Origin of the sequence: Nocardiopsis dassonvillei subsp. dassonvillei DSM 43111, from assembly GCF_000092985.1 — a bacterium.
Lineage (GTDB): Bacteria > Actinomycetota > Actinomycetes > Streptosporangiales > Streptosporangiaceae > Nocardiopsis > Nocardiopsis dassonvillei.
This window is the reverse complement of sequence record NC_014210.1, coordinates 96998-122164: the sequence shown is the minus strand read 5'-3', so window position 1 is coordinate 122164 and position 25167 is coordinate 96998. Positions and strand designations below refer to the sequence as shown.

The 25167-nt window shown below is 72.8% G+C and carries 22 protein-coding genes and 1 tRNA gene; 10 read left to right on the top strand and 13 right to left on the bottom strand.

The genetic code is table 11. The features are described 5' to 3' along the window. Positions 1-206: 206 nt before the first annotated feature. Together NDAS_RS00495 and mca are read right to left on the bottom strand one after the other, a co-directional pair. Complete coding sequence (locus tag NDAS_RS00495) at positions 207-467, bottom strand: hypothetical protein (protein WP_013151155.1); 261 nt, start codon at positions 465-467, stop codon at positions 207-209. 5 nt (positions 468-472) lie between these two features. Then, positions 473-1351, bottom strand: coding sequence for a mycothiol conjugate amidase Mca (gene mca / locus NDAS_RS00490; protein WP_013151154.1), 879 nt, complete (start codon positions 1349-1351; stop codon positions 473-475). Between the two features lie 156 nt (positions 1352-1507). On the opposite strand from mca, the gene NDAS_RS00485 reads away from it, so the two are divergent. The 3 genes from NDAS_RS00485 to NDAS_RS00475 all read left to right on the top strand — a co-directional run bounded on the left by NDAS_RS00485 (position 1508) and on the right by NDAS_RS00475 (position 3423). Beyond that, positions 1508-1960: a DUF4307 domain-containing protein gene (locus tag NDAS_RS00485; protein WP_013151153.1), complete on the top strand. Its 453-nt coding sequence runs from the start codon at positions 1508-1510 to the stop codon at positions 1958-1960. Positions 1961-2097: 137 nt separating this feature from the next. Then, positions 2098-2598 carry a transcription elongation factor GreA gene (gene greA, locus NDAS_RS00480; protein WP_013151152.1) on the top strand — a complete coding sequence of 167 codons (501 nt, stop codon included), beginning with the start codon at positions 2098-2100 and terminating at the stop codon, positions 2596-2598. Between the two features lie 189 nt (positions 2599-2787). Continuing rightward, entirely contained in the window at positions 2788-3423 is a 636-nt protein-coding gene (locus NDAS_RS00475; protein ID WP_013151151.1) for an RDD family protein, read from the top strand. A 258-nt stretch (positions 3424-3681) separates the two neighbouring features. Here the strand turns inward: NDAS_RS00475 and NDAS_RS00470 are convergent, their stop codons facing one another. Together NDAS_RS00470 and NDAS_RS00465 are read right to left on the bottom strand one after the other, a co-directional pair. Beyond that, the gene (locus NDAS_RS00470; RefSeq protein WP_013151150.1) at positions 3682-5139 is read right to left on the bottom strand and encodes a hypothetical protein; all 1458 of its coding nucleotides are present in this window, start codon (positions 5137-5139) and stop codon (positions 3682-3684) included. Positions 5140-5371: 232 nt separating this feature from the next. Further along, complete coding sequence (locus NDAS_RS00465; RefSeq protein ID WP_013151149.1) at positions 5372-6523, bottom strand: FIST signal transduction protein; 1152 nt, start codon at positions 6521-6523, stop codon at positions 5372-5374. 242 nt (positions 6524-6765) lie between these two features. Here NDAS_RS00465 and NDAS_RS00460 point away from each other — a divergent pair, with 242 nt between their 5' ends. Further along, a complete protein-coding gene (locus NDAS_RS00460) occupies positions 6766-8199 on the top strand; it encodes a sigma 54-interacting transcriptional regulator (RefSeq protein WP_013151148.1) in 1434 nt (477 codons plus the stop codon). A gap of 155 nt (positions 8200-8354) precedes the next feature. Next, positions 8355-9611 carry a VWA domain-containing protein gene (locus NDAS_RS00455; protein ID WP_041552140.1) on the top strand — a complete coding sequence of 419 codons (1257 nt, stop codon included), beginning with the start codon at positions 8355-8357 and terminating at the stop codon, positions 9609-9611. A 202-nt stretch (positions 9612-9813) separates the two neighbouring features. Here the strand turns inward: NDAS_RS00455 and NDAS_RS00450 are convergent, their stop codons facing one another. Together NDAS_RS00450 and NDAS_RS00445 are read right to left on the bottom strand one after the other, a co-directional pair. Further along, positions 9814-10626, bottom strand: coding sequence for a GntR family transcriptional regulator (locus NDAS_RS00450; protein WP_013151147.1), 813 nt, complete (start codon positions 10624-10626; stop codon positions 9814-9816). 8 nt (positions 10627-10634) lie between these two features. Continuing rightward, a complete protein-coding gene (locus NDAS_RS00445; protein WP_013151146.1) occupies positions 10635-11360 on the bottom strand; it encodes a GntR family transcriptional regulator in 726 nt (241 codons plus the stop codon). Positions 11361-11672: 312 nt separating this feature from the next. Here NDAS_RS00445 and NDAS_RS00440 point away from each other — a divergent pair, with 312 nt between their 5' ends. Beyond that, a complete protein-coding gene (locus tag NDAS_RS00440; RefSeq protein ID WP_013151145.1) occupies positions 11673-11912 on the top strand; it encodes a hypothetical protein in 240 nt (79 codons plus the stop codon). Positions 11913-11992: 80 nt separating this feature from the next. Here the strand turns inward: NDAS_RS00440 and NDAS_RS00435 are convergent, their stop codons facing one another. The 3 genes from NDAS_RS00435 to NDAS_RS00425 form a co-directional block, all read right to left on the bottom strand. Further along, positions 11993-13138: a cystathionine gamma-synthase gene (locus tag NDAS_RS00435; RefSeq protein ID WP_013151144.1), complete on the bottom strand. Its 1146-nt coding sequence runs from the start codon at positions 13136-13138 to the stop codon at positions 11993-11995. 188 nt (positions 13139-13326) lie between these two features. Beyond that, a complete protein-coding gene (locus NDAS_RS00430; protein ID WP_013151143.1) occupies positions 13327-14067 on the bottom strand; it encodes an acyltransferase in 741 nt (246 codons plus the stop codon). A gap of 149 nt (positions 14068-14216) precedes the next feature. Then, positions 14217-15593, bottom strand: coding sequence for a cystathionine beta-synthase (locus NDAS_RS00425; RefSeq protein WP_013151142.1), 1377 nt, complete (start codon positions 15591-15593; stop codon positions 14217-14219). Positions 15594-15971: 378 nt separating this feature from the next. On the opposite strand from NDAS_RS00425, the gene NDAS_RS00420 reads away from it, so the two are divergent. The 3 genes from NDAS_RS00420 to NDAS_RS00410 all read left to right on the top strand — a co-directional run bounded on the left by NDAS_RS00420 (position 15972) and on the right by NDAS_RS00410 (position 18978). Further along, on the top strand, positions 15972-17027 hold the full coding sequence (locus NDAS_RS00420; RefSeq protein ID WP_013151141.1) for an SGNH/GDSL hydrolase family protein: 1056 nt from the start codon (positions 15972-15974) through the stop codon (positions 17025-17027). 133 nt (positions 17028-17160) lie between these two features. Next, entirely contained in the window at positions 17161-18381 is a 1221-nt protein-coding gene (locus NDAS_RS00415) for an acetyl-CoA C-acetyltransferase (protein ID WP_013151140.1), read from the top strand. 345 nt (positions 18382-18726) lie between these two features. After that, positions 18727-18978, top strand: a complete 252-nt coding sequence (locus tag NDAS_RS00410) for a DUF4287 domain-containing protein (RefSeq protein WP_013151139.1) — start codon at positions 18727-18729, stop codon at positions 18976-18978. A 128-nt stretch (positions 18979-19106) separates the two neighbouring features. On the opposite strand, the gene NDAS_RS00405 is transcribed toward NDAS_RS00410, so the two are convergent. The 3 genes from NDAS_RS00405 to pruA form a co-directional block, all read right to left on the bottom strand. Beyond that, entirely contained in the window at positions 19107-20039 is a 933-nt protein-coding gene (locus tag NDAS_RS00405) for a Bax inhibitor-1/YccA family protein (protein WP_013151138.1), read from the bottom strand. 249 nt (positions 20040-20288) lie between these two features. After that, positions 20289-21215, bottom strand: coding sequence for a proline dehydrogenase family protein (locus NDAS_RS00400; protein ID WP_013151137.1), 927 nt, complete (start codon positions 21213-21215; stop codon positions 20289-20291). A gap of 135 nt (positions 21216-21350) precedes the next feature. Then, the gene (pruA, locus tag NDAS_RS00395) at positions 21351-22976 is read right to left on the bottom strand and encodes an L-glutamate gamma-semialdehyde dehydrogenase (RefSeq protein ID WP_013151136.1); all 1626 of its coding nucleotides are present in this window, start codon (positions 22974-22976) and stop codon (positions 21351-21353) included. Positions 22977-23117: 141 nt separating this feature from the next. Here pruA and NDAS_RS00390 point away from each other — a divergent pair, with 141 nt between their 5' ends. After that, positions 23118-24953 carry a helix-turn-helix domain-containing protein gene (locus NDAS_RS00390; protein WP_013151135.1) on the top strand — a complete coding sequence of 612 codons (1836 nt, stop codon included), beginning with the start codon at positions 23118-23120 and terminating at the stop codon, positions 24951-24953. A gap of 104 nt (positions 24954-25057) precedes the next feature. On the opposite strand, the gene NDAS_RS00385 is transcribed toward NDAS_RS00390, so the two are convergent. Further along, a tRNA-Leu gene (locus NDAS_RS00385) sits at positions 25058-25131 on the bottom strand. Positions 25132-25167: the final 36 nt, after the last annotated feature.

Sequence of the window (25167 nt, the reverse complement as noted above, 5' to 3'; positions counted from 1 at the left end):
GAGCCGACCCGGCGCCCGTGAACTCCGCCACCCGGGGCGGTGGGGTGTCGCGCACCCGCCGGAGCGGGCCGGGGACCACCGCCCGGGAGGAGGCCGGGTGTTCGTCCGGCGGGCGCGGGAGCGGCCCGGAGCCTTCGGACCGAGTGGTGGGCCCGGGCGGTGCGCCCGGACACGCCGTCCCGCTGGGGCAGGGCGGGGACGTCTCCTCAGCTCCGCGGAGCGGTGTCCTCGGCGGAGACCTGCGCCGCGTCGGCCGGCCCGCCGTCGTCGGAGGCCGTGGCCCTCGCGCCGAAGTCGTCGTCCTTGGGCAGGGCGCGGAGCTTGCCCAGGAGGCTGCGCATGAGGAAGTACAGCCCGACGCCGATGGCGAAGATGACGAGGAAGCCGAGCACACCGGGGGTCACGGTGTCCTTGTCGAGCTGGAAGCTGCCCGCCAGCACCGTCGCGGACGTGAGAAGGGTGTTCATGCCACTCATACTCTCACTGCTTCTCGGACACCCGCGAAGAGGTCCTTCTCAGGGATCTCGGTGTCCACCAGCGAGCGCACCAGGTGGTAGTCCTCACTCGGCCAGGCCTCCGCGACGACCTCGTTGGGCACGGCGAACCAGAACCCGTTGGGGTCCACCTGGGTGGCGTGCGCCTTGAGCGCCTCGTCGGCGACGTCGAAGTACTCGCTGCAGTGCACGCGCGTGGTGATCTCCCAGCGGGGGTGGTCGCGGTCCGCGATCCGCTTCATCCACTCCTCGAAGGGGTTCTCCAGCCCGCGCGCGGCCAGCACGTCGGCCAGGGCCTCGAACCGCTCGGGCGGGAAGGAGACGAAGTAGTACAGCTTGAGCGGCTGCCAGGGGTCGCCCGCGTCCGGGTAGGCGTCGGGGTCGCCCGCGGTGTCGAAGGCGTGCATCGTCACCTTGTGGGTCATGATGTGGTCGGGGTGCGGGTAACCGCCGTTCTCGTCGTAGGTGAGGATGACGTGCGGCCGGAACCTGCGGATGGACTCCACGAGGGGCGCGGCGCCCTCCTCCACGGGGAGGGTGGCGAAACAGCCCTCGGGCAGGGGCGGCAGCGGGTCGCCCTCGGGCAGGCCGGAGTCGACGAACCCGGCGAACTCCTGCTGGACGCCGAGGATCTCCCTGGCCCGCTCCATCTCCTCTCGGCGCACCTGCGCGATGTTCTCGCGGATGTCGGGACGCTCCATCGCGGGGTTGAGGATGTCGCCGCGCTCGCCACCGGTCATGGTGACAACGAGCACGTCGACGCCCTCCTCCACATAGCGGGCCATGGTGGCCGCGCCCTTGCTGGACTCGTCATCGGGGTGGGCATGAACGGCCATGAGCCGCAGGCGCTCGGACAACGAAGGGTCTCCTTGACTAGGTGGACGGACGCGAGGGGCGCGGCCGTCCGGCTCCCCCGGTACACAGGCTCGGACGACTTCCGCGCGGGGCGCGTGGGGAGGCTGTCAGGTCGGGGATATCTTAGACAACACCGTCCCCTTGTTCGGAGATTCCCGATGCAGCCGACCCCGGAGGAAGACGCCGTGAAGAGCGCCGAAACCACGGCCGACACAGCGGCCGACTCCTCGGCCAGTACCGCTCCCGCGCTGCGCAAGCGCCACGGGAACGGGCCGGTCTTCTTCGTCATCGCCACCCTCTTCGCGGTGGCGTGCGCGGTCGGCTGGGGCTACTCCCTGATGAACTTCAGCGGTCTGGGCGGCGGTGTGTACCACCAGGTGATCACCTTCTCCGCGCCCACGCCCGAGGAGGCCACCATCAGCTACGAGGTGAACAGCAGGAACGGCGCCGAGTGCCTGGTCGTGGCGTTGGACGAACAGTTCGTCGAGGTGGGCCAGACGCGCTCGAAGGCCGAGGCCGGGAACCGCATGGTCACCACGACCGTTGAGACGGTTCGTCAGGCCGCCACGGTAGAAGTGGCCTCGTGCAGGGAACAAGGTTCGCAGGACTGATCCACCGAGCCCCTTAGCCCGGCTCCGGAGGCACCGCCGAACCGCGGGAACCCGTGTGTCACGACGCACGGTGATATTCTCGTAAGTTCAGCTCTGGCCGCCTGGTGGCCTTTGCTACTAGTACACAAGGAGTTCCCGTGACCCAGACCCGCGATGACAACGTCACCTGGCTCACCCAGGAGGCGTACGACCGGCTCAAGTCCGAGCTGGACCACCTGTCGGGGAGTGGGCGCATCGAGATCGCGGAGAAGATCGAGGCGGCCCGGGAAGAGGGCGACCTCAAGGAGAACGGCGGGTACCACGCCGCCAAGGAGGAGCAGGGCAAGATGGAGGCCCGCATCCTCCAGCTCACCGAGATCCTGCGCACCGCGCGGGTCGGCGAGGCGCCCCACACCGAGGGCGTGGTCGGCCCCGGCATGACCGTCACCGTCAAGTTCGACGGGGACGACGACGAGGTCACCTTCCTGCTCGCCTCCCGCGAGGAGAGCGGCTCTCCCATCGACGTGTACTCGCCCAGGTCACCGCTGGGCTCCGCCATCAACGGCAAGCGCGTGGGGGAGAACGTCAGCTACACGCTGCCCAACGGCAAGAGCCTGGGCGTCGAGATCATCGACGCCGTGCCCTACACCGGCATGTAGCGGCGGTTCGGCGATCACGGGGGCGGTGTCCGACCGCCCCCGCCGCTTTGGGGGCGCCCCTCACCGGGGCGCCCCTTCGTGTGCGCGGCGGGGATCCTCCGGAGGGTCCCCCGCGTCGTAGTCTCGAAGCACACTCCCGCGGCGGCTTCCCCGGCCGCCGGTCCGACGAACCGAGGGATTCCCGCCGACATGTCCTCGCTCCACTGGAACCCCCAGGAACCCCGCCCCGGCGCGTACCCGCCCCCGAACGGGGGGTGGGGTCCCGGCGGCCCCGTGCCCGGCCAGGGCGTGTCCCCTCCGGGCGCCGGATGGGGCGTGCCGGGGCAGGGCGCGTTCCCGGGTCCGGTGCCGGGCCCGTTCCCGACCCCGACACCGGAGAGGGCCGCGTTCGGCCGCCGTCTGGCCGCCCGCGCCATCGACTACGTCCTCGTGGTGATCGCCGCGGTCGTGTTCTTCGTCCTCATGGCCGTCGTGACGGTGGTCCTGACCGGCAGCGACCAGACCACCGACGCCGAGGGCACCCTGTGGGCGCTGCTGTTCGTGTTCGGGTGGGGTCTGCTGCTGTTCTTCTACGACTGGCTGTACCTGGTCACCTGGGGGCGCACGCTCGGCAAGATGATGGTCGGGATCAAGGTGGTCAGCGCCGCCGACGGCGGCAGGCTCAGCCAGGGGCAGGCGATGGGCCGATCCGCGTTCTTCGGCTTCCCGCAGTCCCTGCCCGTCGTGGGCCACATCTTCACGCTGGCCGAGTCCATGGCGGCGTTCGGCGAAGAGAAGCGCGCCCTGCACGACCGGGCCGCCGGAACCGTGGTCATCCGCACCTGAGCCGTCCGGGGCCGGGTGCGCCGGAGGGTTGTCCCCAGGCGGGGACTCCCCCTTCCGGGGCGGTTCCGCCGCGGCCTGGCGTGGTGAAGGGGGTTCCCCCGCCCCGTGCTGCCCGCACACCATCGATACCCCGCCCCGCCCCGCGCCCCGACGCCGACCGGGGCCGTGGCCCGAGCCCGCATCTGCGCGACGCCCCGGAGCGCCCCGCCGCCGACCCGGGGCGTGTCGCCGCACCCCACGGCCCCGCGACCCCGCGACTCACGGCTCCGGGCAGGCCGGGGCGCCGTTCCCACCGTCGGCGAACACGGCCGGGACGTAGTCGCCCTCACCGATCCGGTACCAGGCGCTACTCGTCCCGAACGTCCCCGCCATCGCGTCGCCGACGGCCTGGCAGGCCACGTCGACGTTGGCGCTGTGCGCGGCCAGGCCCACCGGCTCGTGTTCCAGCCCCGGACCGCCGCGCACGACCACGGGGTGCCGCTGGTCGGCCGCGGTGATCCGCGCGCGCCTGCGGTACTCGCCGGTCCACAGGTAGTCGACCCGCACCCATCCGTTGGTGGGCAGTTCCAGCCCCTGCCGGAACGCGCCGTCGGCCAGGTCGATACCCGCCGGGTTGCGCACCCGGCGCCCGAACCCGTCGAGACCGCCGTTGTGCCCCAGCGTGTAGGCCGCCTGCGCCTGCGGGCGCCCCCGCGCCAGGTCGGGCCAGGTCTCGCGTTCGGCGTTCCAGTGGTCGTCCCTGGTGTTCCAGGGCCCCACGTCCCACACCGGCAGGTAGGCGCAGCGCGGCCGGTGGTCCTCGGTGACGTCCCGTCCCTCGGGGCCCAGGGCGCCGGTGGTGCACACCCGCACGGTGTACTCGCCGCCGCCCCGGACCGCCAGGCCCCGGCGGGAGGGCAGGGCGGCGAAGTGGTCGTTCTCGCGGATCCTGTGGTCGTTGGCGGTGGTGTTGCCGACCAGTCCGATACGGGTGGCGAAGAGGGTGGCCGAGAACGGCTCGGTGCTATCGCCGTGGTCGCCGGAGTCGTCGGGACCCGAGGGGTCGGTGGGGGTTTCGGGGCCTCCCGGTGCGGAGGGGCCGGGGGGAGCGCCGGAGCTTCCCGGTTCCACCGGTTCCGAGGGGTCGGTGGGGGCGGCGGGACCGGTCGGCGCGGTCGCGTGGCCGTCCTGCCCGTCGCCGGGCTCCCCGGTAGCACCGCCCCGGGGCGGTTCCCCGTCCTCCTCCAACGGGCGGATCCGCAGTCCCGTGAGGCCGTTCCCCTCCCCGCTGAGCCGTACCCGCACCTGTACCCGCGCGACCTCGTGCGGCAGCGTCACCCGCCCGTCCCCGACGGGGTGCCACTCGGTCCAGGCCCCGCCGGTCCGGTCGCCGCGCAGTTCCGTGGTCACCTCCCCCGGACCGCCGTCCGTCCGCACCCGCACGTCCACGGTGGCGGCCGGGGCCTCCAGCGGCTGCGGGGGAAAGACCGCCAGACCGCCGCGCCGGGGCTCCGGATCCCAGCGGGCCACGGGCCCGCGGCCCGCGTCACCGTCCAGGCGCAGCGTTCCGGACTCCAGGACCAGGCCGATCCGGTCGGCGGAACCCGGTTCCTGGCGCAGCCAGCCCTCCTCCGCGAGCGCCGGGACCGGGGCCGGGGGCGCGAGGAGCACGAGAGCGCCCAGGGACGCCAGGGTCTTCGCGGTGCTTCTGGCGCGCTCGCGCCTCGTGTGGAACATTCCCGCCCTGCCAAACACGTGGAGTTACCAGAATGAACACTTCCAGTAAGCAATCCGGCGCGAACGCACTCAAGCAGCCCGTGTCGGGTGTCGGCCTCACAGCGGTAAAAGTCCGACTCGGGAACACGGTGGGATCTGTTCCGGGAACGGGCACGGCCCGGCTCCCGGTGGCCTCGGACGCCGACCCGGCAGCACCCGCACCGGCCCCGCCGCGGGTGCGGGGAGCGGTGTTCTAGGCGAAGGCCAGCAGGCAGGCGGTGAACCCGTGCACGTGGTTGACCCCGCCGACCGGGCCGATCTCGCCAGCGGCGAAGAACCCGGCGACGGCGTCGACGCCGAGGACGCGGTGGACGGCCAGGACGTCGTGGTCGGACTGCGGGAAGAGGGAGGACCCGCGGCCGTTGCAGGAGAAGAGCAGACCGGCGCCGACGGGGTGTTCGGCGCCGAAGTCGCTGAGGCGGCGGGCCAGGTCCTCGTCCGCGGTACCGGCGTCGCGGACCTGGAAGCGGACGGTCTGGCCGACCTCGACCATGTCGTCGATGGTGAGGGCGCCGAGTTCGGGGTCGGCTCCGGCCAGGGTGCGGATGAGGAAGTCGCCCTGCTCGTGGCGGTCGACGTACTCGTCCATGGCGATGCCGATGTGCAGGCCGTGCTCGGCGAGTTCGCGGTCCTCCTCGGAGAGGGACTCGACCAGCTCCTCCAGCTTCTCGTAGGCGTTGGTGCCCGCGAGTTCGAGCAGGAGGTTGCCCTCGGCCTTGGTGACGGTCATGGGCGAGCCGATGGGGCGGCAGCCCTGGCTCACGACGGTGCCGAGGACGTTCTCGCCGCCGACGAGGACGCCGATGGCGCCGTGCTCGGCCACCTCGCCGTCGCAGAAGAGCCGCACCGACTCCTCACCGCGCATGCCGTCGGCCATGCCGCCGACGAGGGGCAGGCCGCCGAGGGCCTCGGTGGACTCGCGGACGAAGGCCTGGGTGGGGAACTCGTAGGGGTTGGTGAGCAGGATGGCCACGCTGTCGCGGGGGCCGGGCTCCTGCATGCCGATGACGGCCAGGTGGTCGTCCTCGACCACGGTGTCCAGTCGGAACGGTGTGATCTCCACGCCGGGCAGACCGGCGCACCACACGCTGACCGAGCCCTGGCCCTCGACGCTGCGGCCGCCGCCGATGACCCCGGTGGAACTGCATCCGAGGGTGGCCGCGTCGCCCGCCAGCTCCATGACGCGCTTGCCCGCGAGGGTGACCTCCTCGGGGTCGGCGCCGCAGACGAAGAAGCACACCAGGTCGGTAGGGCCGTCCACCTGTTCCAGGGCACTCAGTACGGCGCGCTCGGCCGCGTTCACGAGGTCGGCCCCCGTCGTCAGTGCATCGCCGAACCGTGCCACCAGCTGCCACCCCCGGTCTCGCCGGCCGTCGCGGCCGGACGCAGGACTCCACCGTCGCGTCCCATTCTTCCACCTCGGCGTCGAACAGGAGGTTTTCCGGTGAACTGACACGGACTCCGACAGCGGTGCGGCGTGCGGGCAGCACGATGCGGCCGGAGCCCCTGGGCCCCCTTGTATCCAGGAAACAGCACGCCAACCCCGGAAACCAGACGCTCCTTGACGGCTGTGGATAGGTTCGTGGGGTGAGCGCCCTTCCCGAAGCCCCCTCCCCCGCCCCGCCCCCGCTCCCGCGCACCCGCGCGGACCTGCGCGGATCCGGGCACGTCCACCGACCGGTCGCCGCCGAGGTGCGGGAGAACCTGCTGCGGCGGATGGCCTCGGGACGGCCCCGGTTCCCCGGGGTGCACGGGTTCGATGCCACCGTGCTGCCGCAGGTGGAGCGGGCCCTGCTGGCCGGACACGACATCGTCCTGCTGGGCGAGCGCGGCCAGGGCAAGACCCGGCTGATCCGCACCCTGGCGACCCTGCTGGACGAGTGGTCCCCGGCGGTGGCCGGGTGCCCGGTCAACGACCACCCCTACACGCCGGTCTGCCCGGCCTGCGTGCGCCGTTCGGCACGGGAGGGCGACGGCCTGCCGGTCGTGTGGCGGCACCGCTCGGAGCGCTACGGCGAGAAGCTGGGCACGCCCGACACCGGCGTGGGCGAGCTGATCGGCGACGTGGACCCGGCGCTGCTGGCGCGGGGGCGCTCCCTCGGCGATCCCGAGACCATCCACTACGGTCTGGTGCCGCGGGCCAACCGGGGCGTGTTCTGCGTCAACGAGCTGCCCGACCTGCCCGCACGGGCCCAGGTGGCGCTGTTCAACGTGCTGGAGGAGCGCGACCTCCAGGTACGCGGCTACAACCTGCGGCTGCCGCTGGACCTGCTTCTGGTGGCGAGCGCGAACCCGGAGGACTACACGAGCCGGGGACGCATCGTCACCCCGCTCAAGGACCGCTTCGGCGCGCAGGTGCGCACCCACTACCCGCTGACCCTGGCGGACGAACTGGCGCTCATCCGGCAGGAGGCGGCGCTGCCCGAGGGCACGACGGTGCCCTCGCACCTGCTGGAGGCCGTGGCGCGCTTCACCCGGCTGGTCCGCGCCTCGAAGAAGGTGGACGCCCGTTCGGGGGTGTCGGTGCGCTTCTCGGTGTCCGCGGCCGAGACGGTGGCGGCGTCGGCGCTGCGCCGGGCTGCCCTGACCGGCGGGGAGGTTCCGGTGGCCCGGGTGTGCGACCTGCCCGCCGCGGTGGAGCCGCTGCTGGGCAAGGTCGAGTTCGAGACGGGTTCCGAGGGCCGCGAGGCGGAGATCCTGCACGCGCTGCTGCGCCGGGCGGTGGCGGAGGTGTTCCGCGAACGCCTGGGAACGGCGGACCTGTCCGAACTCGCCGACCGCTTCTCGGGCGGCGGCACGGTGGAGACCGGTGACCTGGTGGGCGCCGCCGAACTGCTGCGGCGGGTGGGCGCGGTCCCGGGACTCGCGGCGATGATCGGGCACGCGGCCCCCGAGGACGAGGACGGCCCGCCGACGCCGGGGCTGGCCGCCGCTGTGGTGGAGTTCGCGCTGGAGGGCCTGTACCTGGAGCGCCGGCTGTCCAAGGACGCGCTTCCCGACGGAGGGGTCTACCGCTTCTAGGCGGTCTCCAGGCGGCGCCCTCCGGAGGCGTCCGCGCGCCGGGGCCCTCTCGGGCGCGGCCGTTCGGCGGCCGGCTCGCCCGGCCAGGACTGCCGGTTCCCGAATCGGGAAGATAGCCGGTGCGTGTGCGCGGGACGAGAAGGAGGCGGACGCCTGTGAGGTTTCGGTACCGGGAGTACATGGGCGGCCCCGACCCGCTGGCCGAACCCGACCCGCCGCCCGAGGAGGCCGTGGCGGCGGCGCGGGAGCTGCTGGTACTGGTCGCCTCGGCGCTGGAGGCGGATTCCGCATCCGCTTCGCGGTTCCCGGAGACGGGTTCCGCGACCGACCAGGAGGACCCGGGAGTGGATTCCGCGACCGGTGGGGGCCCGGTGGCGGGTTCCGCGAGCGGCCCGGGGGTTCTGTCCGAGGAGGACCGGCGGCGGCTGTCCGCCCTGGAGGACGTCCTGTCCCGGTACGCCGACGGCGACCGCGCGGCCCTCGGCCGGGCGGACGCCACCGCCCTGGGCCGTCTGCCGGGGCTGCTGGGCGGGGAGGCCGGCCGCATCCTGGCCCGCCTGGACGGGGCCGACCACGGCCTGAGCCCGCGCGAACTGCGCCGCCTGGGCGAGGTGGCGCTGCGCGAGGCCGAGGCCTCCCGGCGCGGACGCGGGGGCCCCGGCGGAGCACACCGGGGAGGCACCGCGCCCGGCGGGGAGCCCACGGGCCTGTCCCTGCCCCGCGACGAGGACGGCGACCGGCCGTTGGACGCGGTCGCGACCGTGCGCGAGGCGGCCCTGCGCCGGGCCCGCCCCGGAGAGCGCGGCGTGGCGCTGCGGGCCGAGGACGTGCGGGTGGCCGGGGCGGAGCCGTCGGAGGCAGCGGCCGTGTCCCTGCTGGTGGACCTGTCCCATTCGATGGTGACCCGGTCCCTGCACGAGGCCGCCACCCGGACCGCGCTGGCCCTGCACACCCTGGTGTCCACGCGCCGCCCGCAGGACCGGCTGCACCTGGTCGGCTTCGGGGAACGGGCGCGGGAGCTGACCCCCGCCTCACTGGTGGCGCACGACTGGCGCCGCGTCCCCGGGACGAACCTGCACCACGCGCTGCGGCTGGCCCGCGCCCACCTGCGGCGCCACGGCGGCCTGCGTCCGCAGGTACTGGTGGTCACCGACGGCGAGCCCACCGCGCACCTGGGCGAGGACGGCGACGCCCGGTTCTCCTGGCCCCCGGCCCCCCGCACGGTGGAGCTGACCTTCGCCGAGCTGGACGCCGTCCTGCGCGGGGGCGCCGAGGTGACCTTCTTCCTGCTGGCGGACGATCCGCGGCTGCGCGCCTTCCAGGAGCTGGTGGAGCGGCGGCGCGGGACGCGGGTGGTGCACGCCGGAGCCGAGGAGCTGGGGCCGCTGGTGGTGGACCGCTACCTGCGCTGAGCCGGGCGCCGCGAGGGCGGACCGGATCCCCGTGGAACGGACTTGGCCGCCGCGGCGGGGAACCGGCGCGGACACCGGGACTCCGCCGGAGCCCGCCCGGCCGGGTACCGGGACAGCGGCCCGGTGTGGTCGGCTCCGAACTCCGCGCGGGCTGCCGACGGCCCGACCGGTCAGCGGCCGGGCGCGTCGGCGGCGCGGCGGGTCAGCGCTCGAAGATGCTGACGTCGGAGGCCAGCACCAACAGCTCCTCGGGGGCGCCGCCGCCGGAGTAGAGCAGCTGGTGCCGGTTGGCGGGCATGACCGTCTCGGTGAACCGCAGCGGGCGCATGCCCTCGTAGACCACCCGCTCCTGCACCAGCAGCGGGATGCCCGGCCCCAGCCCGAAGGAGTCCGCCTCGTCCTGGGAGGGCATCCGGGCGCCGACGATGTCCCAGTTCCACTCCTCCCGGTACCCCAGTGACCGCAGGACGGCGGCGACGCCCTCCTCCAGGCGTTCGGGGGACATGAGCGGGGTGTTGCTGGCGATGCCGTACGGGAAGTAGGTGACCTGGGACTGCCACAGGCCGCCGTCGACGAACCGGTCGGAGGAGCGGATGACCACCAGGTCCCCGCGCGTACGGCCCTCGGCCCCGTCGCTGCGCAGGCGCTTGGCCACCTTGGGGCGCATGGTGTCCAGGCTGACCTTGATCTTCTCCTGGACCTGGTCGTATCCGGCCTCGCGCAGGTGGGGCTGGTAGCCCGCCTCGAAGCGCTCGGAGTCGCCGCCCCCGGTCACGGGGGTGGCCAGGTGGACGATGGGCCGGTGGTCGGCGACGAAGGCCCCGCGTCCGGGCTGGATGGCGACGCGCCCCTCGTCCTGGAGGATGCGCATGCCCAGACGGGCGGTGGCGCGGGAGACGTCGAGCTGCTCGGCGAGCTCCTCCTCCCCCGGCAGCCGCTCCCCCGGCTTGTAGTCGCCCCTGGCCAGCGCCTCGCGCAGGTGGTCGGCGACAACCGTCTTCCTCGACGTGCTCATGCTTGTGCTCAGTCCCGGTGGTAGGCGTTCATGTTGCCGTTCTCGTACTGGTAGCGGATGCTGTGGCCCGCGTAGACGGTGTGCACGAGCCGGATGGGGCGCTCCTCGGACAGGTCGGTCCGGTGGACGGTCAGCACCGGGACCCCGGGCGGGAGTTCGAGCTGGCCCGCCTCCTGCGGGCTGGGCATGCGGGTCTCCAGCTCGTCGACGAACCCGACCTGGCGCTGTCCGTACTCGGCCAGCACCGACAGGGCGCTCTCCACGTCCTCGGGAAGCATGAGCGGGGTGCCCTCGACGAGGTCCATGGGGTAGTAGGCGGTGCTGACGGAGGCCGAGACCTCCCCGGAGAACCGGTACATCCGGCGGACGACCGTCATGTCGCCCTCGGGGACGCGCAGGCGGCTGGCGATGTCGGGGGTGGCGCTGAGGAGCTGGAGCTCCTCCAGGACCTGCCCGGTCATACCGGACTCGTGGAGGCCCCCGGGGCCGACGCGGTTGGCGTGGAAGGTCTCGGGGACCACGTCCTGGACGTAGTGCCCGCGCCCGGGGCGGCTGACGATCAGCCCCTGGTTGCGCAGCATGCCCAGGGCCAGCCGGATCGTGTTGCGGGACGCCTCGAAGCGCTCCTCCAGCTGCTTCTCCGACGGCAGCTGCGCGCCCCGGGTCAGGGAGCCCTCCTGGATCTCGCGCCGCAGGGTTCGGGCGATCTGTCGGTATCTGCTTTCGGCCCGCATATATCAGTCCTCGCCGGGGTATGAGACCAACAACCTAGCTTGTACCAACAAGATGATCGGAACACCAGGAGATCAGGTCCATCCGGTCAACATGAGCCCATTTTAAGTGAAGGCCACCCTCAGTACGCGACACCGCCGGAAGAACACTCCCCAGAACGGGCGTCGGCGGTTCCCCTCCCCTTCGACCCAGGCGCCTGACCCCCGCGGCACCGCAAAGGAAACACCACGGTGAGACACCGCTCGGCGTCCCCCCTCTCCGGAGGAGGGCACGCAGGACACGGATAGGAACTTCCCCCCCCCGAGGAGAACACCATGATCCCCATCGTTATCGCCCTCGTCGGAGTCGTACTCCTGGGCCTGGCCGCGGGGTTCTTCCTCGCCGTCTCCATCGGCATCCGCCGACAGGACCGCCGGGGCGCTTACCGCTCCCTGCGCGAGGACGGCGAGGGCACCCCCCTCTCCCGCACCGGGAGCCTCGTGGTGGGGCTGCGCTTCCGCGACGGGGAGCACCCGTCCACCCCCTCCACGGACCGCACGCCCACCGCGGTCTGAGCGGGAGAAGCTGAGACGGACGCCGCGGCGACGGAGCCGCGGCGCGGACCGGCGAGAGCCGATCCGCGCGACGCCCCTCCCTAGCCCTCCAGGGCCTGGAGCAGGTCCGCCACCAGGTCGTCGGCGGACTCGATGCCCACGGAGATCCGCACCAGGTCGGCCGGGACCTCCAGCGGGGAGCCCGCGGTGGACGCGTGCGTCATCCGACCCGGGTGCTCGATCAGGGACTCCACCCCGCCCAGGGACTCGCCGAGGGTGAAGACCTCGGTGCGCTCGCACAGGGCGAGCGCCGCCTTCTCACCGTCGCGCAGGGCGAAGGAGACCATGCCGCCGAAGGCCCTCATCTGCCGTTCGGCGGTCTTGTGCCCCGGGTGGGCGTCCAACCCGGGGTAGAACACCCGGCGCACCGCGGGGTGGCCCTCCAGGGCCGCCACCACCTTCTCGGCGTTGGCGCTGTGCCGGTCCATGCGCACGCCCAGGGTCTTGATCCCGCGCAGGGTCAGCCAGGAGTCGAACGGCCCCGGGACCGCGCCCATGGTGTTCTGGTGGAAGGCCAGCCGCTCGCCCAGCTCGGCGTCGGAGACCACCAGCGCTCCCCCGACCACGTCGGAGTGCCCGCCCAGGTACTTGGTGGTGGAGTGCACGACCACGTCCGCGCCCAGGGTCAGCGGCTGCTGGAGGTAGGACGAGGCGAAGGTGTTGTCGACCACGTGCAGGGCGCCGGCGTCGTGCGCGATCTGCGCGACGGCCTCGATGTCGGTGATGTTGAGCAGGGGGTTGGTGGGCGTCTCGGTCCACACCACCCTGGTGTTGGGCCGCACGGCCGCGCGCACGGCCTCGGGGTCGGACTGGTCGACCGCGTCCCACTGCACACCCCAGCGCTCGACCACCTTGGAGACCAGGCGGAAGGTGCCGCCGTAGGCGTCGCCGGGGATGATCAGGTGGTCGCCGGGCGAGAGCACCGTGCGCAGCAGGGTGTCCTCGGCGGCCATGCCGGAGGCGAAGGCCAGGCCGCGCACCCCGGACTCCAGGGCGGCCAGGCACTCCTCCAGGGCCGCGCGCGTGGGGTTGCCGGTGCGCGAGTACTCGTAGCCCTGGCGCAGACCGCCCACGCCGTCCTGGGCGTAGGTGCTCGTCTGGTAGATCGGCACCACCACGGACCCGGTTCCGGCGTCCGGCTCCTGCCCCGCGTGGATGGCCAGCGTTTCAAACCCGTCGAACTTCATGGGGCCACCTTAGTGCCCGCTGACCTCACCGATCGCGTTTTCCACAGGCCGGCGCCGATGGGCGCGGGCGCGCCCGGGAGCCGTCCACAGGCCCGGACCGGGGCTGGCGCCGGAGGCCCTCCCCGCGGTTTCCTGGATAACGGGGGGTCCCCGGGGACCCCCGGCACCGTGCTGTCCGCGTACCGGCCCTAGACGGGCGGGAAGCGGGTGGAGGACCCGGGCCGGGGCGGCTCGGCGGGCACCTCCGGCGGCAGCCCGGTGACGGGGGTGGGCACCCGGGTGGGGGTGCCGGTCTCGCGCAGCGGCGGGTCCCAGCCCAGTTCGGGGTCGTGGGTGCGCACGACCTTCCCGGGCACGCCGGCGATGACGGCGTGGTCGGGGTAGGTGCCCGGCCGGACCACGGTGCCCGCGGCCACGACCGAGTTGCGGCCCAGGTGCACGCCGGGCAGGATCACCGCGTTCGCGCCGATCCAGGTGCCGTCGCCGATGCTGACGGGGTCGTCCACCGGCCACTGGAGGCCGACGGGGATCTCGGTGTTGCCGTAGGCGTGGTTCTGGTCGGTGATGTAGACGTAGGGGCCGGTGTACACGTGGTCGCCGATGTCCACGGACCTGTGGGCGACGATGTGCGAGCCGCGCCCGATGGCGCAGCCCGAGCCGATCCGCACGACCGTCCCGGGGCCCAGGTCGTAGTCGGGCCCCATCCCGGCGGCGAGGGTCATGTCCCCGCCCAGGACGGTGTGCACGCCGATCTCGATCCAGGGCTCGCCGTAGAGGGTGGCCGTGGGGAAGGCGATCGCCGAGCCCGTGCCGAAGCGCGCGAACCTGCGGGCCGCCCTGGAGTCGGCGCGGATTTCGGCCTTGGTGCGGGCGTACGACCAGACGGAGCGGAGAACCCAGGACAACAGCCGCGACACGCGTGCCCCCATTTATTACCTACCAGTAACTGTCGCGAACATTAGCAGTGTTCGAGTATGCGACGACATGTCCGGTCGGTACACAGCGGGGCCCGAACCGTGCTCGGTTCGAGCGCGGTCCGGGCCCCGTGGCGGTTTCGCGGAGGTTCCCGCGGACGGGGTCAGCCCGACAGGTGGGCCAGCAGGTCCTGGCGGGTGAGGATCCCCACCGGCTTGCCGTCGCGCAGCACCACCAGGGCGCCGGACCCGCGCAGCAGGCGGACGCAGTCGCTCACGGGGGTGCCGGTGCCCACGGTGGCCAGCGGCCTGCCCATGTGGGTCTCCACCAGGTCGTCCAGCTGCGCGCGGCCGTCGAAGAGGGCGTCGAGGAGGTCGCGCTCGGCGATGGAGCCGACCACCTCGGCGGCCATGACCGGGGGCTCCTCCTTCATCACCGGCACCTGGGAGACGCCGTACTCGCGCATGATGGCCACGGCCGTGCCGACGGTCTCGTCCGGGTGGGCGTGCACGAAGTCGGGCATCTCCCCGCCCTTGGCGGCCAGCACCTGGCCCGCCGTGGCCTCCTCGGTCTCGGCCGACAGGAAGCCGTAGTCGGCCATCCACTCGTCGTTGAAGATCTTGCCGAGGTAGCCGCGGCCGCCGTCGGGCAGCAGCACGACGACGACGTCGTCGGGACCGGCGTCCCGGGCCACGCGCAGGGCCGCCTCGACGGCCAGGCCGCAGGAGCCGCCCACCAGCAGGGCCTCCTCCCGGGCCAGGCGGCGGGTCATGAGGAAGGAGTCCTTGTCGCTGACCGCCACGATGTCGTCGCACACCGAGGTGTCGTAGGTGCCGGGCCAGATGTCCTCGCCCACGCCCTCGACCAGGTACGGACGGCCCGAGCCGCCGGAGTAGACCGAGCCCTCGGGGTCGGCGCCGACGATACGCACCGCGCCGCCGGAGACCTCCTTGAGGTAGCGGCCGGTCCCGCTGATGGTGCCGCCGGTGCCGATGCCCGCCACGAAGTGGGTGATGCGGCCCTCGGTCTGCTCCCAGATCTCGGGGCCGGTGCTGTGGTAGTGCGACTCCGGGTTGTTCGTGTTCTCGTACTGGTTGGGCTTCCAGGCGCCGGGGATCTCGGTGGCCAGCCGGTCGGAGACGGAGTAGTAGGACTCCGGGTGGTCGGGGGCGACGGTGGTCGGGCAGACCACGACCTCGGCACCGTAGGCGCGCAGGACCGAGAGCTTGTCCGGGCCGACCTTGTCCGGGCAGACGAAGACGCAGCGGTAGCCCTTCTCCTGGGCCACGATGGCCAGGCCGATGCCGGTGTTGCCCGAGGTCGGCTCGACGATGGTGCCGCCCGGCTTGAGCTCGCCGCTCTTCTCGGCCGCCTCGACCATGCGCAGCGCGATGCGGTCCTTGACCGAGCCGCCCGGGTTGAAGTACTCGACCTTGGCGAGGACCGTCGGGGCGTTCGGGCCGAGGACCTGGGTGACCTTGTTCAAACGGACGAGCGGAGTGTCCCCGACCAGGTCGATCAGTGAGTCGTATACCCGCACTTGCGCTCCCTCTGCGTCGTGGCGGCCGGGTTTCGGCCCGCCATGTCCTCGCCCCGGTGGCGAGCCCGGGGCGCTGGGCCGGTCCGACCCGTCTCAGTTCAGACTCTAATGGTCTCCACCAGCCGGTTCCGCTGCGTCGGGGAACCGGCCGCCCTCCCGCGGAGGAAGGCCGGAGCGGCCGGTGCCCGAACGCCCGGCGGCCCCCGCGCCCCCACCCGGGGGGACGGCCGTCCGCCCCTGTTCCGCCCATACCGCTCCCCTCACCCCGGGGCGCGGATTGTGTACCGCTCAGGTACGTGATTCCGGGGTTGCCCACCGGTAACCTCGCTCGTATCCGTCCCGCCCAGGGCAGGCGGGTCCGAGCCTCGGGGGTGTCCGGTGCTGCGAGCCGCACGCGCAAGACGGATCGCCGCTGCCACCGCGTTCGGCGGCGGCGGGCTCACGCTCGTGGGCGGCGGCACCGTCGCGCTCCTCTACCTCCAGGCCAGGCTGGCCCGGCGCGCGGTCGGCTCCCCCCGCTGGGACAGGCCCGTGGTCAACGGCGTCTACGGCGGGGGCTCCGGACCGCCGATCCGCATGCTGATGATGGGCGACTCCACCGCCGCCGGGTTCGCGGTCGAGCGGGCCGACCAGACCCCCGGCGTCCTCCTGGCCTCGGGGCTGGCGGCGGCCGCCGAGCGCCCCGTGCGCCTGCGCTGCACCGCCTCCCCCGGCACCACCTCGGCCAACCTGGCCGTCCAGATCGAGCGCTCCCGCGCCCTGGAGGAGGCCACCCGCTACGACCTCGCGGTCATCTTCGTCGGCGCCAACGACGTCATCCGCCGCGTGCGCCCCAACGACGCCGTCGCCCAGCTCCGCGAGACCGTCCGCAAACTGGTCGACCACGGCACGCAGGTGGTGGTGGGCACCTGCCCCGACCTGGGCACCGTCCGGCCCATCGGCTGGCCGCTGCGTTCCGTGGCCCGCCTCGCCTCCCGCCAGCTCGCCGCCGCCCAGGTCATCGCGGTCACCGAGGCCGGAGGCCGCGCGGTCTCCATGAGCGACGTGCTGGCGGACGATTTCCGGACAGATCCTGCTTCCATGTTCGGGCCTGACCGTTTTCATCCGTCAGCTCTCGGGTACTCGCAGGCCGCCTTCGCCGTCCTGCCCTCGGCCTGCGCCGCCCTGGGGCTGCTGCCCGAGCTGGACGACGCCGAGCGCAGCAGCGGCGTCCTGCCGGTGGACCGCGCGGCCGTGGTGGCCGCCCAGACCCCCGGAACGGAGGTCTCCCGGGTGGACGCCCAGGCCAGCGGGGTCATCACATCCGGCAGGCACGGGCGCTGGGCGGCGCTCGTGCGCGGCCCGTTCCACCTCCGGGGCGGCCGCGGGCACCCGGACGGGTCGACCGGGATGGCCACGACCGAGAACGCCGACCGTTCCGGGGAGGGCGGTTGAACGCCGACCCCGGGTGGCGTGCGGGACCCCCGGCCAGGTTTACTGGTCGGTAACAACCGAGGCCGGAGCAGGTCGCCCGGCCCTCCGGATCCACAGCTGCACACGCAGCACCTCAACCGTTAGGGACGCAGCCATGCCCGAAGCAGTCATCGTCGCAACCGCCCGCTCCCCCATCGGCCGCGCCTTCAAGGGCTCGCTCAAGGACATCCGGCCGGACGACCTGACCACCCAGATCGTCCGCGCGGCGCTGGCCAAGGTCCCCGAGCTGGACCCGGGCAGCATCGACGACCTGATGCTCGGCTGCGGCCTGCCCGGCGGCGAGCAGGGCTTCAACATGGCCCGCATCGTGGCCGTCCAGCTGGGCCTGGACACCGTCCCGGGCACCACGGTCACCCGCTACTGCTCCTCCTCCCTCCAGACCACCCGGATGGCCTACCACGCCATCAAGGCGGGCGAGGGCGACGTCTTCGTCTCCGCGGGCGTGGAGACCGTCAGCCGGTTCGTCAACGGCAGCAGCGACGACGGCAACAACGAGAACCCGCTCTTCGACGACGCCAAGGCCCGTACCGCCAAGCGCGCCGAGGGCGGTGCCGGAACCTGGACCGACCCGCGCGAGGACGGCAACCTGCCCGACGCCTACATCGCGATGGGCCAGACCGCCGAGAACGTCGCCCAGGCCACCGGCGTCTCGCGCCAGCGCCAGGACGAGTTCGCGGTCCGCTCGCAGAACCTCGCCGAGAAGTCCCTGGACAACGGCTTCTGGGAGCGCGAGATCACCCCGGTGACCCTGCCCGACGGCACCGTGGTCAGCACCGACGACGGCATCCGCCGAGGCACCACCTACGAGAAGGTCTCCGAGCTCAAGCCGGTGTTCCGCCCCGACGGCACCGTCACCGCGGGCAACGCCTGCCCGCTCAACGACGGCGCCTCGGCCGTGGTCGTCATGAGCGACACCAAGGCCGCCCAGCTGGGCATCACCCCGCTGGCCCGCATCGTGTCCACCGGGGTGACCGGCCTGAGCCCGGAGATCATGGGCCTGGGCCCGGTGGAGGCCTCCCGGCAGGCGCTGGCCCGCGCCAACATGGCCATGGGCGACATCGACCTGGTCGAGATCAACGAGGCCTTCGCCGCGCAGGTGCTGCCCTCCGCCGACCAGCTGGGCATCGACATCGACTCCCAGCTCAACGTCAACGGCGGCGCCATCGCGATCGGCCACCCGTTCGGCAGCACCGGCGCCCGCATCACCGGCACGCTGATCAACGGCCTGCGCTTCCACGACCGGACCTTCGGCCTGGAGACCATGTGCGTCGGCGGCGGGCAGGGCATGGCCGCCGTCTTCGAGCGCCTGAGCTGACGCTCCGCGAGGCCCGGGGCCCGGAACGCGCCGCCGGGGTCCCGGTGGTGCTTGCGGGCCCTTCGCCGTGCACGGCCCCTCCCGTCGGCCCGTGCCGCGACCGACCGCTCCCGTCCCCCGCGTCAGGGTCGCGGACGCCGGGGGCGCAGCTGGCCGGCAGGCCCTCCGTCTCCGGAACACGCACGAAACCCCGCCTGTCACAGCAGGGTTCGTCTGGATACCCCTTCAAGACGAACGTTCTCACACCTGCAAGGTAAAAGCTGGTGACCGGGGCTTGTCCAAAACGTGATCCTGATGCAGGGTCGCAGGTAAGTGCCACACGCCAACGCGCTGCCGGAGGTGCCCATGTCGGTAACCCACTCGCCGGAGATCCACGCCAAGCTCATCGAACGCATCCCGGTCGTCACCGGCCGGGGACTCCACGAGTGGTTCGACGCCCTGGACGGGGGACCGGGCCTGGTGCGCTGCCAGGACCGGTCGAACTGGCTCGCCGACGAGTACGAGTTGCCCCAGTGGTACGCGCAGGCCCTCGTGACGGAGTACGACCGCCGTCGCAGGAACCGCTCCATCCCCGCGCCCCGACGCGGGAAGGCCTGAGCGCGCCGCGGGCTCGCCGACCACGGCGAAGGGGCCGCCGCCCGGACATCCGTCCGGGCGGCGGCCCCTCGCGTGGGTGTGCGGACGCCGCGGGCGGCCGCGGGAGTGCTCCGCGCGTCGGGCGCGGACTACTCCGCGAAGATCGACTTGATGATCCAGAGCAGGCGCAGGATCTCGATGTAGAGCCAGACCAGGGAGACGGTCAGGCCGAAGGCGAACTGCCAGGCGAACTTGTTGGGGATGCCGGCGTTGAGGCCCTCCTCGATGCCGCGGAACTCGATGGCCAGGGTCAGCGCGGCCAGGACCACGAACACCAGGCCGACGAGCAGGCCGAGCGGGCTGGGCTCGCGCAGACCGATGCCGCCCGCGATGAAGAAGCTGGCCACGAAGTTGACCAGCATCAGGGCCGCGGCGCCGATGACCGCGTACGTGACGACCTTGACGAAGCCGTCGGTCACCTTGATGACGCGGAACTTGTACAGGGCGAGCATCACGGCGAACACCACGACGGTGCCCAGCACCGCCTGGGTCACGAGCGTGCCGCCCGCGCTGGCGTCACCGGTGGTGACCGACAGGCTGTTGGCCAGGATCGCGGAGATGCCGCCGACGAGCAGGCCCTCCAGGGCGGCGTAGCTCAGGATGGCGACGGGGTTGGTGATCTGCTTGAAGGAGATCACCAGGCCCAGCACCAGACCGCCGAGCGCACCCACGAGGGTGAGCACCACGGCGATGCCCGGAGCCGAGCTGAAGAGGAAGTAGTTGACGACGGCGAAGGCCGCGACCACGCCGAGCGTCATACCGGTGCGCACGACCACGTCGTCGATGGTCATCGGCTGGTTGTCGGTGCTCTGCACCGGACCGCCGGGGTAGCCCTGCTGGGGGTAGGGCTGGCCGTACCCCTGCTGCGGGTACGGTTGTCCGTACCCCGGCTGGCCGTAGGGACCCTGCTGCTGGCCGTAGCCGTAACCCGGCTGGCCGTTGAACCCCTGCTGGGCGTGCCCGGCAGGACCGGCCTGCTGGAGCGCCCGCTTGAGGACGGGGTTGGAACTCCGCATCCGCATGTCTAGTCAAGACCCTTTCACGCGTGGATTGCTGCCCACAAGGTAACGTACGCTCCTCATCCGGAGTTCCACGGGCAAGGTCACTGTTCAGACACGGCGCCGCGGCCCGGCCGGGGCCGGCACGCGGCCCTCGCACGGCGCGTGGGCGCCCGCCCCGCGGACACGCGGGAGGGGGCCGGCGCCCGAGGACACCGACCCCCTCCCCCTCGGCCCGGGCCGCCCGCGGGCGACGGAGCCGTGACGGCCGCGCTAGCCGCGCGTGACCAGGGACCGGGCGAGGAAGAGCACGTTCGCCGGACGCTCCGCCAGACGGCGCATGTAGTAGCCGTACCACTCGTCGCCGTAGGGCACGTAGACCCGCATCCGGTTGCCCTCGGCGGCCAGCCGGACCTGCTCGGCGTCGCGGATCCCGTAGAGCATCTGGTACTCGAAGTCGTCCTCGCCGCGGCCGTTGGCGGCGGCCAGCGAGCCGGCGATGGCGATCATGCGCGGGTCGTGCGAGGCCACCATCGGGTAGCCCTCGCCCTCCATCAGCACGCGCAGCGCGCGCACGTAGGCCTTGTCCACCTCGGCCTTGTCGCGGAAGGCCACCGACTCGGGCTCGTCGTAGGCCCCCTTGCACAGGCGCACGCGCGAACCGGCCCCGCTCAGGTCGCGGCAGTCGGCCTCGGTGCGGCGCAGGTAGGCCTGGAGCACCGCGCCCACGAAGGGGAAGTCCTGGCGCAGTTCGCGCAGGATGCCCAGCGTGGAGTCGGTGGTGGTGTGGTCCTCCATGTCCAGGGTCATCGTGGTGCCGACCGCCTTGGCCGCCTCGGCGATCCGGCGGGCGTTGTCCAGGGCGATCTTCTCGCCGTCGCTGTTGAGGAACTGGCCCACGGCCGAGAGCTTGACCGAGACCTCGGCGCGCTCGGCCAGGCCCGCCTCGCCCAGCGCGGCCAGCAGGTCCCGGTAGGCGGTCACCGTCGCCTCGGCCTGGGCCGTGTCGGTGGTGTCCTCGCCCAGGAAGTCCAGGGTGACGTGGCGGTCCCGGGTCAGCTCCCCGACCACGGGGAGCGCTTCGTCCTGGGTGGAGCCCGCGACGAACCGCTTGACCATGGCCCGGGTGACGGGGGTGCGCTCGACGATGGTGCGGCAGGTCTGGGACCTGGCGGCGAGCAGCAGGGGTTTGCGAAGCATGGTGACCTCGGGAAAGACGTGCGCGAGCCGGTGGGCTGGCGCGGGCGGGGCGCGGCGGGGTTCGTCCCGGCCGCGCCGGTGGATGCGGGCTGGTTCCCGGGCCCCCTCAGGACGGGAGGGTGCCCGGGCTCCTCGTCAGCCCTGGTGGGGGTAGGAGGAGACCGTCGGCGCGACGAAGGTCTCCTTGATGGCGCGCGGGCTGGACCAGCGGGACAGGTTCTGCGCCGAACCCGCCTTGTCGTTGGTGCCGGAGGCGCGCCCGCCGCCGAAGGGCTGCTGGCCCACGATGGAGCCGGTCGGGCGGTCGTTGACGTAGAAGTTGCCCGCGGCGAAGCGCAGGGCCTCGCTGGCCTTGGCCACGGCGGCGCGGTCCCTGGCCAGGACGGCGCCGGTCAGGGCGTAGGCCGAGCCCTCGTCGACGGTCTTGAGGACCTCGTCGAACTTCTCGTCCTCGTAGACGTGGACGGCGACGACCGGGCCGAAGTACTCGGTGCGGAACACGTCGTGGGACGGGTCGGTGCCCTCGATGATGGTGGGGCGCACGAAGTAGCCGACGGAGTCGTCGGCGGTGCCGCCCGCCAGGACGGTCAGGGTCGGGTCGGACTTGGCGTCCTCCAGGACCTTGGCCAGCTTGTCGAAGGCGCGGCGGTCGATGACGGCGCCGACGAAGTTGGACAGGTCGGTGACGTCGCCCATGGTCAGGGCCTCGGTCTCGGCGACGAGGTCGTCGCGGACCTGCTCCCACACCGAGCGGGCGACGAAGGCGCGCGAGGCGGCCGAGCACTTCTGGCCCTGGTACTCGAAGGCGCCGCGCACGATGGCGGTGCGCAGGACCTCGGGGTCGGCCGAGGAGTGGGCGACGATGAAGTCCTTGCCGCCGGTCTCGCCGACGATGCGCGGGTAGGAGCGGTAGTTGGCGATGTTCTCGCCCACGCTCTTCCACAGGTGCTGGAAGGTCCTGGTCGAACCGGTGAAGTGCACACCGGCCAGCTCCGGGTCGTTGAGGGCGACGTCGGAGACGGCGAGGCCGTCACCGGTGACCATGTTGATGACGCCGGGGGGCATGCCCGCCTCCTCCAGCAGGCGCATGGTCAGCTCGGCGGCGAACTGCTGGGTCGGGGACGGCTTCCACACGACCACGTTGCCCATCAGGGCCGGGGCGGTGGGCAGGTTGCCCGCGATGGCGGTGAAGTTGAAGGGGGTGATCGCGTAGACGAACCCCTCCAGGGGGCGCTGCTCCATGCGGTTCCACACGCCCTTGACGCTCAGCGGCTGCTGGGCGATCAGGTCGCGGGCGTAGGAGACGTTGAAGCGCCAGAAGTCGATCAGCTCGCAGGCCGAGTCGATCTCCGCCTGCTGCACGGTCTTGGACTGGCCGAGCATGGTGGCGGCGTTGATGGTGGCGCGCCAGGGGCCCGAGAGCAGTTCGGCGGCGCGCAGGAGGATGGCGGCGCGGTCGTCGAAGGACATCGCGCGCCAGGCGGGGGCGGCGGCCTTGGCTGCGGCGACGGCGTCGCGGGCGTCCTCGTGGGTGGCGTTGCGCATGGTGCCCAGGACCGCGGCGTGGCGGTGCGGCTGCACGACGTCGATGGGCTCGCCGCCGCCCATGCGGCTCTCGCCGCCGATGCGCATCGGCAGGTCGATGCTCCGGCTGCCGAGCTCCTCCAGCTTGGCCACGAGTTCCTCGCGCTCGGCGCTGCCGGGCGCGTAGGACAGAACGGGCTCGTTCTGGGGCAGAGGGACGTTGGTCACGGCGTCCATGGGCACCTTCCCGGTGAAGAATGTCCCTGAAACAAGCAGGGTTGGCTGACTCAACGCTCCCAGAAGCAGGGCGTGCGAACCTTGTGGACCAGGCCACTCTTTGCCCGCCTTATTTGTTCTCCAGGACAAAATGGGACACACATGAGCAACGACCGCCCCGCTTCCGACCCGCGTCCCGCCTCCGGCGGCGGGTCGCCCCGACCGCACCCGCGGCCGGAGGTTCCTCCTGTTCAGGATGGTTCATCCGATGACAGGACCACGGGTCTGCCCTTGCGCGGACTGCTGCTGGCCCTGGGCGACCCCGTCGTGGACGTGGCCGCCGCCCCGGACGGGCTCGATGTCCAGGTGGACAACGTCGTCATCCTCGACCCGGAGGACCGCACGGAGGTGCGCGAGGGGGACCTGGTGCTGCTGATCGGGGCGCGGGGCGCCTCCGCGCGGCGCCTGGTCAGGGCGCTGGCCGAGCGCGGCGCCACGGCCGTCGCGGTCAAGACCAGCGCGCACCCGGCGTCGGAGGAGGCGCCGCCGACCGCCGGGACGCGCCCCGGCCGCCCCCGGCCCGGAGGCGGTGACGAGGCGCGGGCGCTGCGCACCGAGGCGCGGGAGGCGGGGATCGCCCTGCTCGCGGTGCGCCCCGAGGTGCGCTGGGACCAGTTGCAGTCGGTGTGCCGGTCCATCCTGGACGAGGCCCGCCTGACCGCCTCGGAGGACCTGGGCGAGTCCGGCGGCGACCTGTTCTCCATGGCGCAGACCATCGCCAGGCTCACCGGCGGGCTGGTGAGCATCGAGGACGCGGCGAGCCGGGTGCTGGCCTACTCCAGCGGCGCCGAGGTGGACGAGCTGCGGCGGCTGTCGGTGCTGGGGCGGCGCGGCCCGGAGTCGTACCTGGCGCTGCTGCGCGAGTGGGGGGTGTTCGCCAAGCTGCGCGCGGGCGAGGAGGTGGTGCGGGTGGAGGAGCACCCCGAACTGGGCATCAGGCGCCGGTTGGCCGTGGGCATCCACGCGGGACGCCAGCCGCTGGGCGCGATCTGGGTGCAGGAGGGCGACCGGCCGCTGGCCGAGCACGCGGAGGAGGCCCTGCTGGGCGCGGCGCGCACCACCGCGCTGCAGATGATCCGCCAGCGCACGCAGGCCAGCGCGGGGCTGCGGCTGCGCGAGGACCTGCTGTCGAGCCTGCTGGAGGGCAGGATCGACGCCGGAGCGCTGGCCGACACCGTGGAGGTGCACGCCGACCGGGGAGCGCTGGTGGTGGCGTTCGCCCTGGTCGAGGGGTCCGAGGGCGCGGCTGAGGAGCGCCCCGACCGGCCCGAGCGCGAGTTGCGCCGACGTCAGCTGATCGACCTGGTGTCGGTGCACACCGCGGCCTACCGGCGCAGCGCCCTGGTGACCGCGCTGGGCGGTCGGGTCTACGTGCTGCTGCCGGACCTGGCGCGCGTCCGGGAGGGGCGGCGCGGGGTGGAGCGGTCGGTGCTGGCGCTGACCCGCAAGACGGTGGCGGCGGCGCGCGCGGCGCTGGGACTGGAGGTGCGCGCGGCGGTGGGGTCGCTGGTGGAGCGGCTGGGGGACGTGCCGGACTCGCGTGCGGAGGCGGACCGGGTCCTGGACGCGGTGGAACGCTCTCCCGACCGGGGTCCGGGCTGGGACGTGGCGACCATCTCCGACGTGCGCTCGCGGGTGCTGGTCAGCGAGACGCTGGCACGGCTGCGCGAGGACCCGTCGCTGCGGGACCCGCGGGTGAGCCGGCTGATCGAGCACGACCGCGCGGGCGGCGCCGACCTGGTGCGCTCCCTGCTGGCCTACCTGGAGGCGTTCGGGGACGCGCGGGCGGCGGCGGAGCGGCTGCACATCCACCCGAACACGCTGCGGTACCGGGTGCGCCGGGCGGCGTCGGTGAGCGGGATCGACCTGGGGGACCCCGGGGAGCGCCTGTTCACGCAGTTGCAGCTGTTGATGGAGCAGCAGGGGCCGACGCGCTGAGGGACCGACGCGGAGGCCCCGTGGGAACACGGGGCGGCGTCCGGCCCGCGAAACACACGACGCCTGCTCGGTGAGCAGGCGTCGTCGGAGCTGGTTGCCGTGGGTACCCCCGGTCGGACTCGAACCGACACTTGTGACCCTTTTAGGGGGCCTGCCTCTTCCATTGGGCTACGAGGGCGTGGCCCATCATACCGGGCGGGTTGATTGCCCACTT